16 protein-coding genes and 2 tRNA genes are annotated in these 17,731 nt (G+C 44.2%); 9 read left to right on the top strand and 9 right to left on the bottom strand.

The annotated features are described in order from the left end of the window. The first annotated feature begins 169 nt into the window (after positions 1-169). From ACLD71_RS12440 to ACLD71_RS12430, 3 genes are all read left to right on the top strand, one after another. A complete protein-coding gene (locus ACLD71_RS12440; protein ID WP_411990897.1) occupies positions 170-1,135 on the top strand; it encodes an acetylxylan esterase in 966 nt (321 codons plus the stop codon). 2 nt (positions 1,136-1,137) lie between these two features. After that, positions 1,138-1,866, top strand: coding sequence for an esterase family protein (locus tag ACLD71_RS12435; protein WP_411990896.1), 729 nt, complete (start codon positions 1,138-1,140; stop codon positions 1,864-1,866). Between the two features lie 207 nt (positions 1,867-2,073). Further along, on the top strand, positions 2,074-2,982 hold the full coding sequence (locus ACLD71_RS12430) for a homocysteine S-methyltransferase family protein (protein ID WP_411990895.1): 909 nt from the start codon (positions 2,074-2,076) through the stop codon (positions 2,980-2,982). A gap of 58 nt (positions 2,983-3,040) precedes the next feature. Here the strand turns inward: ACLD71_RS12430 and ACLD71_RS12425 are convergent, their stop codons facing one another. Continuing rightward, complete coding sequence (locus ACLD71_RS12425; RefSeq protein WP_411990894.1) at positions 3,041-4,900, bottom strand: TIGR00341 family protein; 1,860 nt, start codon at positions 4,898-4,900, stop codon at positions 3,041-3,043. 493 nt (positions 4,901-5,393) lie between these two features. Here ACLD71_RS12425 and ACLD71_RS12420 point away from each other — a divergent pair, with 493 nt between their 5' ends. The 3 genes from ACLD71_RS12420 (at position 5,394) to ACLD71_RS12410 (ending at position 7,977) form a co-directional block, all read left to right on the top strand. Continuing rightward, the gene (locus ACLD71_RS12420; protein ID WP_137674990.1) at positions 5,394-6,188 is read left to right on the top strand and encodes a transporter substrate-binding domain-containing protein; all 795 of its coding nucleotides are present in this window, start codon (positions 5,394-5,396) and stop codon (positions 6,186-6,188) included. 96 nt (positions 6,189-6,284) lie between these two features. Next, positions 6,285-7,232, top strand: coding sequence for an amino acid ABC transporter permease (locus tag ACLD71_RS12415; RefSeq protein WP_411990893.1), 948 nt, complete (start codon positions 6,285-6,287; stop codon positions 7,230-7,232). A gap of 19 nt (positions 7,233-7,251) precedes the next feature. Further along, on the top strand, positions 7,252-7,977 hold the full coding sequence (locus ACLD71_RS12410) for an amino acid ABC transporter ATP-binding protein (RefSeq protein ID WP_154675882.1): 726 nt from the start codon (positions 7,252-7,254) through the stop codon (positions 7,975-7,977). Between the two features lie 44 nt (positions 7,978-8,021). Here the strand turns inward: ACLD71_RS12410 and ACLD71_RS12405 are convergent, their stop codons facing one another. Further along, positions 8,022-8,891 carry a LysR family transcriptional regulator gene (locus ACLD71_RS12405; protein ID WP_411990892.1) on the bottom strand — a complete coding sequence of 290 codons (870 nt, stop codon included), beginning with the start codon at positions 8,889-8,891 and terminating at the stop codon, positions 8,022-8,024. A gap of 140 nt (positions 8,892-9,031) precedes the next feature. Here ACLD71_RS12405 and ACLD71_RS12400 point away from each other — a divergent pair, with 140 nt between their 5' ends. From ACLD71_RS12400 to ACLD71_RS12390, 3 genes are all read left to right on the top strand, one after another. After that, complete coding sequence (locus tag ACLD71_RS12400) at positions 9,032-9,754, top strand: TSUP family transporter (RefSeq protein ID WP_411990891.1); 723 nt, start codon at positions 9,032-9,034, stop codon at positions 9,752-9,754. 561 nt (positions 9,755-10,315) lie between these two features. After that, complete coding sequence (locus ACLD71_RS12395) at positions 10,316-11,857, top strand: AMP-binding protein (protein WP_411990890.1); 1,542 nt, start codon at positions 10,316-10,318, stop codon at positions 11,855-11,857. Further along, complete coding sequence (locus tag ACLD71_RS12390) at positions 11,845-12,597, top strand: hypothetical protein (protein WP_411990889.1); 753 nt, start codon at positions 11,845-11,847, stop codon at positions 12,595-12,597. Before ACLD71_RS12395 ends, ACLD71_RS12390 begins: the two co-directional genes overlap by 13 nt. Before the next feature lie 330 nt (positions 12,598-12,927). Here ACLD71_RS12390 and ACLD71_RS12385 read toward each other — a convergent pair whose 3' ends face one another. The 7 genes from ACLD71_RS12385 to ACLD71_RS12355 form a co-directional block, all read right to left on the bottom strand. Next, positions 12,928-13,923, bottom strand: coding sequence for a GGGtGRT protein (locus ACLD71_RS12385; RefSeq protein WP_137674983.1), 996 nt, complete (start codon positions 13,921-13,923; stop codon positions 12,928-12,930). An 11-nt stretch (positions 13,924-13,934) separates the two neighbouring features. Further along, on the bottom strand, positions 13,935-14,627 hold the full coding sequence (locus ACLD71_RS12380) for an iron-sulfur cluster assembly scaffold protein (protein ID WP_137674982.1): 693 nt from the start codon (positions 14,625-14,627) through the stop codon (positions 13,935-13,937). A 146-nt stretch (positions 14,628-14,773) separates the two neighbouring features. After that, positions 14,774-15,172: a hypothetical protein gene (locus ACLD71_RS12375; RefSeq protein WP_411990888.1), complete on the bottom strand. Its 399-nt coding sequence runs from the start codon at positions 15,170-15,172 to the stop codon at positions 14,774-14,776. A gap of 132 nt (positions 15,173-15,304) precedes the next feature. Continuing rightward, positions 15,305-15,380 (bottom strand) — tRNA-Ala (locus ACLD71_RS12370). 23 nt (positions 15,381-15,403) lie between these two features. Then, positions 15,404-15,479, bottom strand: a tRNA-Ala gene (locus ACLD71_RS12365). Between the two features lie 144 nt (positions 15,480-15,623). Continuing rightward, a complete protein-coding gene (locus ACLD71_RS12360) occupies positions 15,624-17,321 on the bottom strand; it encodes a SpoIIE family protein phosphatase (protein WP_411990887.1) in 1,698 nt (565 codons plus the stop codon). Further along, on the bottom strand, positions 17,321-17,632 hold the full coding sequence (locus ACLD71_RS12355; protein WP_137674979.1) for an STAS domain-containing protein: 312 nt from the start codon (positions 17,630-17,632) through the stop codon (positions 17,321-17,323). Before ACLD71_RS12355 ends, ACLD71_RS12360 begins: the two co-directional genes overlap by 1 nt. Positions 17,633-17,731: the final 99 nt, after the last annotated feature.

Raw genomic sequence — 17,731 nt, 5'->3', positions numbered from 1 at the left:
ATAGATTAAGCAAATAGTCGCTTTTGATTTTTAGGGTTGACCTGAATATGCACCTAAGCCTTTCATTTGCTTAACCATCAATCGTTCACAGGCTAAATGCTTCGCTTTAGAAATCTGTAACAAAAAAGGGCTATAGTTTTCATAAACCTAGCTTATTGGTAGCCTCTTTATGCCCTGTAAACTTAAGCATAATTTTGAATTTGAACCTGATTATGGGTACAAGCTCGTTCAGCTTAAAGCACTGCACCCAAACGATAAACCGCGCGGTTTTAAGGGCTTTTGGCAAGGTAAATACCAACAAGCTCTCCAAATAAAGAGCCATGTTTCCATTGAGAATAGCCATAAAACGGTAAACAACTGGCGTATCTTCAAGTGCTTTTACAACTCGACTAAACACCTTCGCTGTGGAGCGTGGTTATTGCTACCCAGCAGCGGAGTGGTAGATTCAGCCATTATTAGCGCACATGGCTATGGCGGCATAGAGCAAGTTGATTGTGCAATTACCCTCAATAACACCGCGGTCTTAATGCCCTGCTCTCGCGGAATAGGATTAAGCCCTAAACCCCCTATATCCGACAACCCCATGTGGCATGTGTTACACAACATTCAAGACAAGCAGCGCTACGTTATTGGTGGCTGCGTACAAGATTTATGGTGTGGCGTAAGTGCCTTACTGGATTTGTTCCCTCAAGTTAACCGCAAACTAGGTTTAATCGGCAGCAGCTTTGGCGGCGGTTTAGGTATTTTTGCTAGCGCTTTTGATTCACGCATCCAACGGGCACATTTTCATGTTCCTACTTTTGGCAATGTTCCTCTGCGCCTAAAGTTGCCCACATTAGGCAGCGGTGCAGCATTGGCTAGTTTTTATCAGCAGCAACCTAAACTAGCCCTTAGCACGCTCAGATATTTTGACTCTGCTACTGCCGCTACCTATCTGCGTTGCCCTAGTCATTGGGCGCTGGCCTTATTTGATCCTCATGTTGCCCCTCCAGGGCAGTTTACCGCTTACAATCAAGCCCCCCAACCTAAACAGCTGTTTGTGCTTAGCGCTGGACACTTTGATTACCCAGAAAAACAGACCCAACAGCAACAACTCAATCAACAATTATCCGCCTACTTTGCAGAGCTCGCATAAACATGAATCGTGAATATCATCGGTGGTGGAGCCCTAATTTACAGCGCGATATGGAGTTACTGGTATTTGGGCATACTGGTGCTAAAGTACTGGTGTTTCCGACTCGTGGCGGGCGCTTTTACGAATACGAAAACTTGGGCTTAGTAAACGCCATTGCTCACAAAATTAACGCCGGCCAGCTGCAACTGTATTGTGTAGACAGCATCGACATAGAAAGTATTTATTGTTTTTGGGCACACCCAGCTGGGCGAATAGAGCGCCACCAGCAATACGAAGATTACATACTGCGCGAAGTATTACCCTTAATGGCGCAAAAGAATGATCATCCCTGCACCATTTCCCACGGTTGTTCATTAGGTGCTTTTCATGCGGCCAACATTGTATTCCGCCACCCTCACCTATTTAACAAACTTGCCGCCTTTTCTGGGCGTTTTGACCTAACTTGGCAAGTTGAATCGTTCTCAGATTTATTCGATGGTTTCTACAACGACAAAGTGTACTTTCATACCCCTACTCACTACCTAATGAACATGCACTGCCAGCAGCGCCTAAACGCGCTATCCAATACAGATTTGCTGTTTATTATTGGCAAGCAAGATCCCTTTCTACAAAACAATCATGCCTTAAGCCACATTCTTAATCACAAAGGTTTATCTCACCAAATGATTGAATGGGATGGCCGCGCCCACCGCGGACGCTACTGGCGACAAATGGTACCGCTGCATTTATAGAAAAAGATCATACAAACCTTAAGTAAGTATTAAGTTGCCCAGCAAAAGTAACTACATTTTCAACTAAGCAACTCTCAACTACCAACCAGAATCACTCAGCGATAGTGCTTTTCCAAATATGAATAAATTTCACTGTTTTAAGATTTACTTTGAGCTCAACTCATTCATGATATCCAAAGTAGTTGCCGGTGAGTAATGGTGTACATAATGAAAAAACAATTTGTGGTTTTAGACGGTGGAATGGGCCGCGAGCTAAAGAGAATGGGAGCGCCCTTTTCCCAACCGCTGTGGAGTGCGCAGGCCCTAATTGAATCGCCTTCGTTGGTGCGAAAAGCCCACCAGAACTTTATTGATACCGGAGCCGAAATCATTACGGTAAATAGTTACGCCTGTGTCCCTTTTCACCTTGGTGAAACGTTGTATCAAAGCAAAGGAGCCGAACTCGCGCAGCAAGCCGCCGTTATTGCAAACGCGGTGGCCAAAGATGAATTAGCAACCACTAACCGCTCTATCGCCGTTGCCGGCGCCATCCCTCCGGTACTGGGTAGCTACCGACCTGATCTATTTGACTCAAACAAAGCCAAAGGCATTCTCGAAACACTAGTGCAATCTCAAGAACCCTACGTTGATTTATGGTTGGCCGAAACTATCTCTAGCCTAGAAGAACTCGGCGCCATTCAGCAGGCACTTAGCCTTAGCCCCAAGAAAAAGTATTATGCGTTTACCCTACAAGACAGCCCCAATGGCAAAGCAATGCTAAGGTCTGGCGAATCGGTATCAGAAGCAGTGGAACAAGTTTGCTCTTATGGTGGAGAGGGTATTTTGTTTAATTGCTCCATCCCAGAAGTCATGGGGCAAGCGATTAAGCTAGCAAAAGAGCTCAGCACCAAACTTGAAACACCGCTTGAAATAGGTGCTTACGCCAATAGCTTTGGTCCTATCAAACCAGGCCACAAAGCCAATAATTCACTCTATCAAACTAAAGAATTATCGGCCGAAGAGTACTTGGTTTTCGCAAAGCAATGGCATGAACTAGGCGCCACCATCATTGGCGGCTGTTGCGGTATTCACCCAGAACATATCCAAGCCATAGCCGATTGGAAACGGGAGCATTAACCAACCGCGCCACCTTAGAGGTCATTGGCAACAAAAGCAATGACTGTATCTGCAAATGCTAGCGCCGAATAATGATAGAGGCCTCTAAATCAAAAGGCCGCTTCAATTCGGTTTGAATACTGTCTTTAAGCAAGTCTAATTGCTGGTCGCTCAAGGCTTTAGCGCTAACCAATTGCACATGTAAAGTGAGTGGTTTGGTGCTTTGGGCGCGTACCGTTCTAAGTAGTACCTCATTAAAGGTTTTACCCTGCAAGCGTTGCACGATTTGGGCTTCTTCTGACAGCCGATTAAAACTAAACACCAATGGCACACTCACCAACACCACTGCAGCCAACGCAATGGTAAGGCCCTTCTTAGCCCGAGTAAACGGTGCATAACCTAAGGCTAAAAAGGTTAAAGCCGCCGAAAATACAATGCCCGCCAAGTTGGTAAGAAACAGTAATAATGCGCCAGAGGCTACCGATGCATCTAACCAACCCAAACCAATACCAGCAACCGCAAGTGGCGGTACCAGCGCTACGGCAATCGCCACACCAGCCAAGCTTTTGGCCGCGTCGATACGCGCATGGGCATAAGCGCCAGCGATACCGGAGATAATTGCCACTCCTAAATCCAGCAAATTAGGGCTAAGGCGCGCCGCAATTTCAGGAGTCACCACTTCCATGGGAATAATAAAACTGGCACTAGCAGCAAAACCCAAGGCGACACATAAACCAGTAATTAAAGTGCCCAAGCTAGCGGTGGTTAAACTGGGGTCTTGCCGAGTTAGGCCCATTGATAAAGAAATAATTGGCGCCATTAGTGGCGCGAGTATCATCGCGCCAATAATCACAGGTGCAGAGCTGGCATACAAACCAATGGTGGCAAGTAAGGTTGATAACACCATTAAGGTAACAAACGCCGGCGAGGTAGTGGCGTTATCACGCAACAATTGATACAGCTCCCTAAATTCGTCGGTGGCGGCGTGGGCTATCCATGGTAAAGGCCTTGCTGCTAAAGCATTAATCGCCTCGCCCTCTGGCAAGTGGCTTATCTTGCGGCTTTCTTTTACCGCGACTACATTCTCTTGGCACACCATATCTGCAGCTGGCAAAACGCTTAAGGCTTTATGCTCGCATTCTACGGTTAGCGCTTTGGCAGTTTTTTCTATGCCGTCATGCCAATACACCATTTCTTGCTCTTTGCTAATGGTAATGGCCTTGGATTTAATCAAGCTAAGAAAGCGTGGTTTCCTAATCACTCGGCCAAACATGGCCAGCAGTAAAAACCGAAACATTTCCATAATACTGCGCGGCGCAATTAACATGCTTTCTAACATGCCGTCGTTGCAGTGGGTATCGGTGAGTATTTGCTTGGATAACATAGAGCCATGGGCGTGCTCTATAAGCACTAAGCCAACCAACGAGGTTTCTAAACACGTTTCGCTTGCGGTTGTAATGGTCAGTTTCTGCGGTTTTATTTGGCCTATTTTTCTAATGTTTTGCCAAGTTTGCAACATTCGCTGACGCCAAGACGCGTTGTGGCCGCCAGGTCGCAGGTTAAAGCTATGTCCCACCACAAGATGGTTAAGCACCACCTCTTGATTACAGCGCAGTAGGTCTATTTGCACCACCTCTGCCTGCTGAGCATGCTGAACCGCTTTATCTAGGCTATTGGCTAAACTAAACGCACGCTTGGCGTGACTCGCTTTAGGATGAGGCAGAATTGCCACCACCCATTGGCGGCGGCTGGCTAAATCAATCACTTGGCTTAAGTCTTTATCGCTTAAATAGCAATATACAAAGCTGCCCGCTTCCCACTCCGGCGGTTCATTACAATCCCAAGATTTGGGTAGCACTACAGACTCAAACAAGGGCTGTATCTTTTGGCTCACCAGTTCCGTGGCGTCGGGCTCAAACAATAAAAAACTATCGGCCATTCCTGTTTCCGTACAAGAGTTTATATTTTCTCACAGCATGGAGGCTGGCTTTAAAAACCGCAAGATAACAAAGCAAAAAGTTTAGCCACTAAGGGCGTTATTCGGTGCTAGCGGGTCAAAAAATGACGTAGCCGAACGAGCTTATCGTGTTCAGCCAATAGCATAGCTTTTAACCAAACTGGCTTTAATTTAAGCAAACAGAAAACATTCTAGAAAAAGTTACATGTTTCTTTTTCGCCTTTTGTCGTTACTTGCTTACCGAACAAAATCTTCGCAAAGCCTTAAAATACGGGCGTTTAGACGGCTAAGCGGCCAAGTAACTAGTGAAACTGTAAAGTATTTACAGCAACTTGGAGTTAAAACCTCGCTATTCATCATTAGCGTATTCTGCTATAACTTCCCTGAAACACTGAGAGTTCAGGCTGTTTTACACGGATAGATCAGAACATGAACTCAATAAAAATAATTAATTAAAAACACAACAAGGACCATTATGAAACGTGTCATTCAATCTGCAATTGCCGCAGTTGCACTATTATCAAGTGCAGCATTTGCTCAGCAAACATTGCTACAAGAAATTTCTGAATCAGGTGAGTTACGTGCCTGTTTTGATGCTGGCTACATGCCGTTCGAAATGAAAGCCAAAAACGGCCAGTTTATTGGTTTTGATATCGACCTAGGCAAGCAAATGGCGCGTGCTATGGGTGTTAAATACGTACCTGTAAACACCGCTTGGGACGGTATCATCCCTACTCTGCTAACCGGTAAATGTCACCTTATTATGGGCGGCATGACCATTACGCCACAACGTAACATGCAAGTTAACTTTGCCGACCCATACGTAGTTATTGGCCAATCAATCCTACTTAGCCCTAAATTAGAAGGCAAAGTCACTAGCTACCGTGACTTAAACAGCGACCAATACACTGTGGTAACTAAACTAGGTACTACCGGTGAAGGCGCAATTAAGCGTTACATTCCTAAAGCCAAAGTAAACTTGTTTGAAACCCAATCTGAAGCAGTACTTGAAGTCACCAACGGCAAAGCCGATGCCTTCATCTACGATTTACCGTTTAATGCTATTTACGCAGCAGAAAACCAAGGTCAGCTTACTCACCTAGACCAACCGTTCACTTTTGAACCTCTTGGTTGGGCGGTACGCCAAGGCGATCCTGATTTCTTAAACTTCTTGAACGGTTACTTGCGTCAAATTAAAGGTGATGGCACCTACGACCGCATTTACGACAAGTGGTTTAAAGATGATGCTTGGTTAAAACAAGTTCAATAGTAAGACTCAAGTGGCTGCCTTAACAGCCACTTTTCTTTATGGGTGTGCTTAACCACGCCCATAAAGTAAAAACCAATAATAGATAAAGAGCTTTAGATGCAAACTCAAGCAAGCAAAATATTGTGGAATGGCGTTTTTGTGGCCATTTTACTTAGCCTGTGTGGCCTTATTTACCTGTCGGGTGAAAAAATCGACTACAACTGGAACTGGCAACGTGTGGTTCCTTATATTGTAAATAACGAAGCAGCCAGCGTGGCGGCCCCGCAAGACGGCAGCATAGTGAGCAATGCCGCCGGACACTTACAGCTAGTATCAGACGCCGGTGACCTACTGGTCGATCTAACCGACTATGAAAACATCACAGTGTACGAAGGTGACTTGGTGTTTGAGGGCGACCAGCTTGCGTCTTCAGAACAATGGCGCATTGGCCCGCTTACCCAAGGTCTTATTGTTACTATAAAAATCTCACTGTTCTCATTGGTTTTTGCCATTTTACTTGGCTTAGTGATTGGTTTGATGCGCATCGCCGACAACCCAGCCCTGCGTAAGCTAGCCATTACCTACATTGAAATTATTCGCGGCACCCCCTTGCTGGTGCAAATTTTCATTGTTTATTTCTTCATTGGAACGGTATTCGATTTAGAGCGCTTTACCGCAGGTGTTATTGCCTTGTCGGTATTCACTGCCGCTTATGTAGCAGAAATTATTCGAGCCGGTATTCAGTCAATTCCGAAAGGACAAATGGAAGCCGCCCGCTCATTGGGCATGAACTACCCGCAAGCCATGGTAAACGTGATTTTACCGCAGGCCTTTAAGCGCACCTTGCCGCCTATGGCTGGCCAGTTTATTAACTTGATTAAAGACTCGTCATTGGTATCGGTTATCTCAATCACCGACTTAACCAAAGCTGGTCGAGAGGTAGTTAGCGGTAGTTTTGCCCCCTTTGAAGTGTGGTTTACCGTAGCCCTGCTTTACCTAGTACTTACCAGCAGCCTGTCTTGGGCTATTCAACGCTTAGAAAAGAGGTTAGCTGCCAGTGACTAAAGATTATCAAGGCGACGACATGATCGTTGCAAAAAAGGTTAACAAAATTTACCCCAATGGCTGCCACGCACTTAAAGATGTGTCAGCCACGGTAAACCGCGGTGAAGTGGTGGTGATTGTTGGGCCATCAGGCTCTGGCAAATCAACCTTTTTACGCACCCTTAACCAGCTAGAAACCGTAAGCAGTGGTTCGGTACATATCGACGGAACCGATATGTACGCCAAAGACACCAACATTAATAGCTTGCGCGAAGAAGTAGGCATGGTGTTCCAAAACTTTAACCTGTTCCCGCACAAAACAGCTTTGGGCAATGTAATGCTTGCCCCTTTAAAAGTGGCAAAACGACCCAAGCAGCAGGTAGAAGATGAAGCCAAAGCCTTAATGCTAAAAGTTGGCTTGGCTGACCGAATGGCCAACTACCCTTCTCACTTGTCTGGTGGCCAACAGCAACGTGTAGCGATTGCCCGTGCATTGGCAATGCAACCTAACATTATGTTGTTTGACGAGCCTACATCGGCGCTTGACCCTGAAATGGTTGGCGAGGTGCTAGACGTAATGAAAGGGTTAGCCGCCGACGGCATGACCATGGTAGTGGTAACACACGAAATGGGCTTTGCCCGTGAAGTGGCCGACCGCGTATTGTTTATGGAAGACGGTGAACTATTGGTAGAAGAGTCTCCAGAGAACTTCTTCGATAACCCAAGCCACCCAAGGCTAAAACAGTTTCTGTCTATGGTTCTCTAAGCAGACACCACTACAATTTCAAAAGGGAGCAAACGCTCCCTTTTTTATTGGCTAAATGATTGCCAAAAAGCCCGTACAATCTCTTTATCCGCTCGCTCGCGTAACTTAATCAGGTAAATAGGCACTTGGCTGCTTGAGGCAAACTGCTCAACCTTAAGCGGCACCAGCAAGCCTTGCTGCAACTCTTGTTTAATCATATGTTCAGGAATACGCGCCCAGCCCATCCCTGCCAGCAATAGCTCTTTTTTAAGGTGATAATCATTCACAAACCAGCGCTGGCCACCAGCAATAACGTTTACGTTATCCAAGGGCTGTTCTGAGCCCGAATCGGCCAACAAAATATGTGGCTTAGTCCGTAACTCACTGTGTTTAATACTGCCGCCAGCCTGCTCAATGTAACCCTTAGCCGCCACCGTTATCATGGTGATTTGGCTCACCTCAATAAAATCAAAACGGCCATCTAATCCAATATTAGGCGCCAGCGCCAAATCAGATTGTTGCTTTAATAAAGGCTCCAAAATGCCGGATAAATGCCCGGTACCCAAGGTAAGCTGCATATTGCGGTGGCTTTGCCCAAAGCCTTGAATTTGGCTCACTAGGGGCGGCAAGTAACACATAGGGCTTAACGTGAGGGTAAGCACAGGATCCGCACCTTGTGCTAACTCATGCCCTAATAGCTCAAGCTCATTAGCCTGCTTAAGTAAGCTTTTAGCTTTGCTAAGAAAAGCTTCGCCCTCTGCAGTTAAGCTAGGCCGATACGCGTCGCGATTAAACAGCAAAATAGAGAACTGCTGCTCTAAGGTTTTTACCGAGGCACTCACCGTGGGCTGGGTTTTGTTTAAGTGCAACGCCGCCGCCCTAAAACTACCTAACCTGGCTACTGCCACAAATGCCCGTAACTGTTCATGATTCATCTAGTAAGCCTATTAACAAACCGCTTTATCCAAGCTTAATCTAGATAGATAAAAACAATCAAGTTAATATAAATAAGTCATTATTTTACGTTCATCTATTTTGTTACCCTACGCCCACATTCACAAGTAGTAGAGGTTGTGTGGATAGCTCACTAATTATTCTTCATATTGTTGCCTTACTGACCGGCATATCTAAATTTTCTATCGGCGGTATGGGCGCCTTAATTTTGCCCCTGCTGTTAATTGCTTACCCCGACGGGCAAGCCTTAGCGATACTTATTCCCATGTTTTTACTTACCGACTTGCTCACCATGGCGGTGTATCGAACTCAAATAAAATGGCGAATACTGCTCCGTTTATTAGCGTTTATGGTGGTGGGTTGCGCAGCGGGCGCCGCCTTGTTATCTCAACTAGACCCCAGCAAATTTACCACCGCTATTGGTGGCATAGTACTGGGAATGCTTTTCTTAAGCGTATATTTGGAGAGGGGAAAATCACAATGCATGAAACACCCAAACGTAGCGGCTGGTGCAGGCATATTTGCCGGTTTTATTAGCATGACAGCCAATTCAGCCGGTCCAATCATTAGCCTGTATATGATGCAGCAACAACTAGGCAAAACCAGTTACGTAAGCACCCGCGCCTGGGTAGCAGGCTTAGTTAACGTAGCCAAAGTTCCTATGCTAATCAGCATTGGCTTGCTCAACATAGAAACAGCAAAAACCAGTTTAAGTGCTCTGCCTAGTCTGCTAGTTGGTTGCGCCTTAGGCTTTCTTATCCTTAAAAAGATAAACCTCAAACAAATGACCTGGGCGATTAGAATGCTAATTTTATTCGCGGCAATGAAACTGCTTATTGGATGAATTTATTAGGTATTCAACTAAGACTTCTAACTCGTTTGTGCCCCAATGTGAGTTATCGGCTTGGGTTTTAAGGCTTACCAAAAGGCCAAAATACAAGGATGAGTAATAAATGCTTTAATCATGTTTGTCATCAACAGTATCCGAATACTTCAGGCTTTATCATATAGACTGAAGCAAAGTTCATTTTGCGGAAACTTTATCTATAAAACTGTCATTTAGGCGCTTGTGAGTTATGACCCGCCTATAAGTTAAGAACCTTGAATAAAGGAAGTTTAAGTCTGACTATCGAGAAACACATACTAGTTCTTGTTACCTTTTCTCACTTTCCACCGTGTCCCCTCTAAAACTACTTTGGTTTGATACCTCAATAATGATTAATTTATTAGTTGTAATGACTTAAATCCTAAGAAAACTTGAAATTAAACTATAAACAACCCACTAAAAACAAACTAACAAACTAGTTTGCAACTCCGTTAATAATAAATCAATCATTAAATATCCTTTTATTATCAACATAAGATCTATATAAGGGTATCTGAAACTACTTTCCCAAGGTGACATATGAACATTTTTTTAAGATTGTTAGAGAAAAGAGCTAAGTCAGTAAATGATATTGTATTAATCGATTCAAAATCAGGAAAAGAAATATCAGCTGAAGAGCTACTAGATTCAGCCTACAACATGGCTGAGAAGCTATACTCATTAGGTATTAGAAGGAACGACTACATAGTCTTATCACTGCCTCCTTCACTTGAGTATTACAGTGTTTTATACGGTTGTTTCGCGTTAGGTGCAATTCCTAGCTTGGTAGACGTAAAGCAAAAAAAGGAAAACCTTGTAACCTGTATAGATGAACTAAAACCTTCATTATGGATTAGCACCAAAGATATCCCCGATTTTTCAACAATTACACCTGAAAATTTATTGCAACAATCATCAGTAAAGATCCCCAAGATTGAAATATCAAGTGACACTACTTGCATGTTGCTTTACACCACTGGAACCACGGGGGTGCCTAAAGGGGTTCCATGGACTGTTGGGCAGCTTGAATCCCAGGCTATTGAACTGAATGCGTTTCATAAACAAATTAATACTGAATTTGTTATTTTTCCATATTTGGCTCTTGCGTGTATATACAACAATCGGACAGCCATAATCCCGCACACACGCACTACTCAGCCCAATCTTATGCCTATAGAGAGCATTCTCTCTCAAATGAAAACACATGGCTGTGATTACATATTTGCTTCACCTGCTTTTTGGGCCAGAGTCATCAGTCACTTGAATAGAACTCAAGAAAAACTTGAGTTCATCAAAATCATTTCAACTGCCGGCGCATCCCTTAACCTAATTATGCTGCAAAAGCTTGATGACCTTTTACCTAACGGCGAAATCTATATTCCCTATGCCAGCACTGAAGCATTGCTGCCAATAACTCAAATCCAATTTACAGATTTTAAAGAGTTATCTAGAAACAGAACAAGCATTAACGCTGGTGTTCCATTAGGTAAGTCATGTAGTGGCATAAACATTCAAGTAATAGGAAGAGATGACGAGTCAGCACTCCCAAAACCGTTACCAGCTAACACTGTGGGTGAACTGGTTGTTTCTGGATCTCGCATAACTACTGAGTACTTTCGTCGTTCCGATATAACACTAAAATCAAAAACCAAGCTTTATGGCAGTGATTTCACTTGGCATAAAATGGGAGACTTAGGATACATAGATGAAAATGGTATGGCTTGGTTTATGACAAGGAAGAAGTATGTTTTTAATACACCAAACAAAATATTTTATCCCGACGCTTTAGAGCAATGTTTAAATATACATGGGGATCTCATTTCCAGTGCGGTCATATACATGGAAGATACTGACTCAGTTTGTGTCGTTATACCTGAAACTGAGCGTGAACACACAAATGAATTATCACTTAAAGAAAAATTAAAAGAAGTTGGCTATATGAAAAGCCAAGTGTATTTTTATCCATCACTGTTACCAAGCGACAACCGCCATAACAGCAAAATTAATAGAAATATACTGAAGCAGTGGGTTAGTTCCAAGAGTAATGTGTTCAATTGCGAGGATACACTATGCAACCGTTAAGTTTTCCTGCTCAAATTGATTACTATTTAGATGCTGTATCTTGCAGGAGCTCACTAACAGAGTCACTTAAGCCGATAATAGAACCATATAAGAATGGCAGTATCTTAGACTGCTCAGTAGGAACAGGATTTGGAGTTATTGAGTTAATAAAGTCTGGATATAACATTATTTGTTCTGATGCATGCGAAAATATGCTGAACAGGTTTACAAAGAACTCCCAGAGCATGAACACAACTACTTCACCTCTTAAAATAAAGTGGCAGGAGTTAGGCTGTAAATTACCTGAGTTGTTTGATTTAGTTCTATGCCGTGGGAATTCAATTATATACTCTGACATGTGGGATAACACAAGAGCTGATGATGACATTAATGAAATCATAAACTCCTTAGAAGGTATATATAGGTCAATTAAAGATGGCGGTTGCTTATATGTCGACATACCTTCTGATAAGTTCTTCGATTTTGAAGCTCCTATGGTTCTCAACCATAATGAAAAGCAAGTCAATTGTCTTCCTGTACGTGTTGATGAAAAAATAACTCACAACAAGGAAACCAATAAGAGAAAATGGGAAGTGGAAATGACTATTGCTGGTGATAAATATAGTTTCACTAAATACTCTCACCTAATATTGGAACAGGATTTCAAAAATATTCTAATAGATATAGGATTTAAAAAAATCGAAAAAATTGAAGGCTGTAAATTCAGAGAACACTATTGTGAGTTTATTGCCCATAAATAATCTTTTTATACAACGGTAGAAAAAACTTGTTGCTTCATTATCTTAGAAATCAGTTGGTGTAAATTTCCTTCTAACTACAATCGTGATGACCAAAACAACAAAGAGATCATCACAGTTTTTCAACAATTAGTCGAAAAGGAGCCCTATTGCCTATAATTCTGATTAGCAGTTGTTCTGGCTAGGTTTTGTCCAAAAACTTGTTAGCAGCTACTAGGGGCATCAAGCGCTAAGTACACTTTCATTATTAAGCTTATCGTGTAATTCAAGCGTTCTTAAAACAACAAAAGCCGCTATATAGCGGCTTTTGAGTTAAAGAGCTATTACTGAACGCTATTGAGCTTGCTCAATCGCTACACTCACCGCAACACTGGCACCCACCATAGGGTTGTTGCCCATGCCTACTAAGCCCATCATCTCTACATGCGCCGGTACTGAAGAAGAGCCCGCAAATTGTGCATCACAATGCATTCTCCCCATGGTGTCGGTTAAGCCATAAGAGGCTGGGCCAGCGCCTACGTTGTCGGGGTGCATAGTGCGGCCGGTGCCGCCGCCCGACGCTACCGAGAAATACTCTTTACCTAATAACAAACGCTCTTTCTTATAAGTGCCCGCTACAGGGTGCTGAAAACGCGCTGCATTGGTAGAGTTACCAGTAATAGATATATCCACGCCTTCGTGATGCATTACTGCCACACCTTCAACCACGTCGTCAGTGCCATAGCAGCGGATAGTGGCTCGGTGGCCTTTACCAAACACTTTTTCTCGGGTGATATTCAGCTCACCCGTTTGGTAGTCAAACTGAGTTTGCACATAGGTAAAACCGTTCATACGGGCAATCATGTAGGCGGCGTCTTTCCCTAAGCCATTTAGAATCAGGCGCAGCGGTTTGCTTCTTACTTGGTTGGCGTATTCCGAAATTTTAATTGCGCCTTCGGCTGCTGCGTAAGATTCATGCCCGGCTAAAAAACAAAAACAATCAGACTGAGTGGACAGTAGCCGCGAGGCCAATTGCCCATGCCCTAAGCCCACTTTTCGTTGGTCGGCCACTGAACCCGGTACACAAAAACCCTGCAGGCCTTCGCCAATCGACAATGCGGCTTGCTCGGCAGTTTTATCTTGTTTCTTAATCGCAATCGCTGCACCTAATACATAGGCCCAGGCCGCGTTCTCAAAGGCAATAGGTTGGGTTTCTAATACAATGGCGTGTGGATCAAAACCTCGAGCCTGACACAGTGCATGAGCGGCTTCTAAAGATTCGATCTGGTACTGGGCTAATACTTGATTAATCCGCTCGATACGGCGCTCAATGCCTTCAAATTCGACCATTATTTTGCTCCCTATACTTTTCTTGGATCAACAAATTGAACACCATCTTCAAACCGACCGTAATGGGTTTTACTGTCGTCTAAGGCTTTGTTTGCATCGGTTCCGTCGGCAATGGCACTCATCATTTTGCCCATTTGCACGATTTCGTAACCGATAATTTCATTGTCTTCGTCTAGGGCCATGCGGGTTACGTAGCCTTCGGCTAGCTCTAGGTAACGCGCGCCTTTGGCTTTTGTGCCGTAAGCAGTGCCCACTTGCGAGCGTAAACCTTTGCCTAAATCGTCTAGGCCAGCGCCCACCGGTAAACCACCTTCGGAGAAGGCGGTTTGGCTGCGACCATAAGCCAAGTTTTCAAATACTGCGCGCATGGCAACATTTATGGCATCACAAATTAAATCGGTATTGAGTGCTTCGAGTATGGTTTTGCCAGTGAGTATTTCCGAAGCCATAGCAGCGGAGTGTGTCATGCCTGAACAGCCCACCGTTTCAATCAAGCATTCTTCAATGATGCCGTTTTTAACATTGATGGATACTTTGGTGGCGCCTTGGTGCGGCGCGCAAGTACCCACACCATTAGATAACCCCGAAATGTCGGTGACTTCAATCGCATTCACCCACTTCCCTTCCATAGGTATCGGCGAGTTACGGTGATCTGGCCCACGGGCAATTGGACACATAGATTCGATGGTATTTGTAAAAGACATACTTTCAGCTCCTCAATACACTTTTCTTATCAAGAGGATAGACGATAAGCTCAGCGATAACACCGCAAGCTATCAACTAATCGTATAATTGGTAAACTAAATATACACCCTTATTGGTTGAAGCCAATAGAGCCTAAACATTCCGCCTAATAAGGCAAACGCGAGCAGTTTTTATCACTTTGAATGCTTTGGTAAAGCAGCGAGCCGTCTCCCGAGCTAATACTTAGCTTAACCCTTACTCCTCGGTACAAAGCGTCTTGGTCATATTTGCAAATATCATTATTAAGTTGGGCAGCAAGCTGTTGAACTTGTTGATTTGAGGCGGTATTGGGCAAAGTAAGCAGATAGTGAACTAAATCGCCCTGCGCACTGGCATGGCTGGCGAGCGCTTTATCTTCAAAGCTTGGCGATTGGAGGTTATAACTGGCAGCCAGAGCCTGAGCGGCATGATCGCGGGTAGGCAGTGGCTCTGCCTGTACTGAACTAACAATACTAAGCAAGCCGAGTAAACACAGTGTTTTAGACCTAAAGTTTGCTAACAACATAAGAACTGCTCTGTGGAGTAAACAACAAAAACAGTTTAGTGTTTTGTGGGGGATAATCACAGCAAAGGGGGAGTGAATAGATGCCTCACAGGTGTGAGCAAACCATTACATAGGAATAACAAAAAGGAAATTTGGTGGAGCTACGCGGGATCGAACCGCGGACCTCTTGCATGCCATGCAAGCGCTCTCCCAGCTGAGCTATAGCCCCGATATACGGTATGGGATGTGAATTGGTGGAGCTACGCGGGATCGAACCGCGGACCTCTTGCATGCCATGCAAGCGCTCTCCCAGCTGAGCTATAGCCCCAAAATCACACTGCTTTCAACACAATAAGCCTTGAAAGCGAGCAGAATTCTAAGCAGCCAGCGGAATAGTGTCAACCGTTTTTCCTAAGAAACGCGCCACTTGCTCAATTAGCCAACAATTAGCGGAGGATTACTCAAATTTGGCTTAATGTTGGCAGCGATAAATAACGCTCACCTTTGTCCCTTTATCCAAGACATCTAAGCTTTCGCAAAGGGATTCCACCAATTTTAGCCCTCGCCCAGAATATTGCTGTGCAGGATCGTTTGTGGCGGTTTTGCTTAAATCAAAGCCTTTGCCACTGTCGCTGACTTCAATAGTAAATTGGCGACTAGCTTGACCATCAAAATCAATTGTAATGTTAACCCAGCCTTCACTTAACTGTTTAGCTCTGCGCTTACGCTGGCGGTAATACTCTTCAAAACCTTCAGCCGAGGTTTTAATCGAAGACTCAAGCCCAAGTACGCCGTGCTCAAAGGCATTATTAAATAGCTCACTCACAATGGTAAATAAAATATTTCGGTCGGTTTGATGAACCGAGAGTTCTTGCAGCGTGGTCATTAACAAGGGGATTGGCGTAAACTGCTGTAGGCTGTTTACGTCTAAACAAAGTTGCCAGCGCCACTTCCCTCTAGGCCGATTTGAACCAGCAAAAGTACTGGCGGCTTCTGCGTTAGGCCGATTAAGCAAATCAGGGATTTCCACCATACTGATGTCGTCTAACTGCTCTGCCCCATTACAAAAACGTTCCAAATGCTGTTGAATACAAGCGATAAAAGAAGGTTGCCCGCTACGGCTATTAAAGGCGGCTTCTAAGCGCTGCTCGCCAAACATTTCTCCCTCTATGTTCACCGCTTCTGTTACGCCATCGCTAAGCAATACGATGTGGTCGTTAGGCAACCATGGGATGGTTTTTAGATTGAGCTCTACTGTAGTTTGAATGCCAAGAGGCAGTGACTCAGAGATCAAACGTTCACGCATTGCTTGCTGCTGAGTATTGTAGATAAGTAGTTCTGGCATGCCGCCATTCCAAACAGTAAGCGACTTTTGTTGTAACGATGCCTCAACAAATGTACCCGCCATAAACATTCCGGTAGGTAACAATCGATGCAGCCGTTTGTTTATTTGCCGCAAAATAGCGTCTGCAGTGTATCCCTTTCGCGTCATACCCCTGAAGATATCCGCCACTGGCATGGCACCAATAGCCGCACGCAAACCATGGCCGGTAAAGTCGCCTAACAACAGATGAATATCACCGTTCGGTCGATATTCGGCCAGCACAACATCTCCTGAAAAAGTAGATGCGCTATTTAAAGACACCAGTAACTCGCGATCTGCGCAGTAAGAATTAGCCACTGCGCTACTAAATACTCGCTCGGCCAGCTCTTCTTCTTCTTGCAGTTGATTATGTAATCGGCTTATTTCGTTGTAGATAGCTTTGGTGCGCTCAAAACCCAGGGCTTTGGCTTTTAGCACTGCTTGGTGGACTGGCTTAAATAAAATGTCATCCCCGCCGCTGGCTATGCACTTAACCAATGCGTCCACTTCATTCTGAGCGGTAACAAACAATACCGGGACAAACTTACTGCCACAAAGCTTTTTGATTTCGGTAGTGGCTTGATAACCGTCCATCACCGGCATCAATATATCCATAAAAACAATATCGACTGGCTGCTGCTTAAATACCTCAACCGCTTCTTCACCGTTTTCAGCATGTACTACTTGGTAGCCTATGTCGCCCAATATTTTGCCTAACAACAGGCGATTAATACGTGTATCGTCCACCACTAAGGCGGTGCCTTTAACGGCTTTGTTTAGAAAACTAAACGTAAGATCTTCGTGCACTAGTTTTCTATTTTTAGCAATTTGTCGAAGTTGGCTATTTCTAATATTTTTAGAATAGCGGGCGATGGCTTACGTATGGTTAAGGCCAAGGCTTGGCTCTTTTCGGCGTGCTCTTTTAGTAACAACATCATGCCAAGCGCTGAGCTATCCATATAATCAGCGGCACTTAAATCAAGGATAAGTTGCACTCCTTCAACTGATATATTTTCATAACAAGCGCGAAAATCTCGGTGCAGTGAATAATCAAAGCGCCCAGTGATACAAATAATTAACTGACCCAAATCTTGATTTAATTGACTACTGATAGACATCAGATCTCCTTATAGCGAATAATGAGCAGCAAGGAATCACCCTTACATGCCTCATATTTAGCACTGCGTTCAAGCCCTATACAAGCATTCCTTGCTTGC

This window comes from Agarivorans sp. DSG3-1 (assembly GCF_046774965.1).
GTDB lineage: Bacteria > Pseudomonadota > Gammaproteobacteria > Enterobacterales > Celerinatantimonadaceae > Agarivorans.
Note: the sequence above shows the minus strand (reverse complement) of the source record. Positions and strands in the feature narration are given on the sequence as shown.

What these genes read in the sequence shown, in the direction of transcription:
- ACLD71_RS12390 (WP_411990889.1), top strand. Translation starts at nt 11,845, where the DNA reads ATGCAACCGTTAAGTTTTCCTGCTCAAATTGATTACTATTTAGATGCT.
- ACLD71_RS12440 (WP_411990897.1), top strand. Translation starts at nt 170, where the DNA reads ATGCCCTGTAAACTTAAGCATAATTTTGAATTTGAACCTGATTATGGG.
- ACLD71_RS12430 (WP_411990895.1), top strand. Translation starts at nt 2,074, where the DNA reads ATGAAAAAACAATTTGTGGTTTTAGACGGTGGAATGGGCCGCGAGCTA.
- ACLD71_RS12385 (WP_137674983.1), bottom strand. Translation starts at nt 13,923, where the DNA reads ATGGTCGAATTTGAAGGCATTGAGCGCCGTATCGAGCGGATTAATCAA.
- ACLD71_RS12420 (WP_137674990.1), top strand. Translation starts at nt 5,394, where the DNA reads ATGAAACGTGTCATTCAATCTGCAATTGCCGCAGTTGCACTATTATCA.
- ACLD71_RS12415 (WP_411990893.1), top strand. Translation starts at nt 6,285, where the DNA reads ATGCAAACTCAAGCAAGCAAAATATTGTGGAATGGCGTTTTTGTGGCC.
- ACLD71_RS12395 (WP_411990890.1), top strand. Translation starts at nt 10,316, where the DNA reads ATGAACATTTTTTTAAGATTGTTAGAGAAAAGAGCTAAGTCAGTAAAT.
- ACLD71_RS12410 (WP_154675882.1), top strand. Translation starts at nt 7,252, where the DNA reads ATGATCGTTGCAAAAAAGGTTAACAAAATTTACCCCAATGGCTGCCAC.
- ACLD71_RS12425 (WP_411990894.1), bottom strand. Translation starts at nt 4,900, where the DNA reads ATGGCCGATAGTTTTTTATTGTTTGAGCCCGACGCCACGGAACTGGTG.
- ACLD71_RS12435 (WP_411990896.1), top strand. Translation starts at nt 1,138, where the DNA reads ATGAATCGTGAATATCATCGGTGGTGGAGCCCTAATTTACAGCGCGAT.
- ACLD71_RS12355 (WP_137674979.1), bottom strand. Translation starts at nt 17,632, where the DNA reads ATGTCTATCAGTAGTCAATTAAATCAAGATTTGGGTCAGTTAATTATT.
- ACLD71_RS12405 (WP_411990892.1), bottom strand. Translation starts at nt 8,891, where the DNA reads ATGAATCATGAACAGTTACGGGCATTTGTGGCAGTAGCCAGGTTAGGT.
- ACLD71_RS12380 (WP_137674982.1), bottom strand. Translation starts at nt 14,627, where the DNA reads ATGTCTTTTACAAATACCATCGAATCTATGTGTCCAATTGCCCGTGGG.
- ACLD71_RS12375 (WP_411990888.1), bottom strand. Translation starts at nt 15,172, where the DNA reads ATGTTGTTAGCAAACTTTAGGTCTAAAACACTGTGTTTACTCGGCTTG.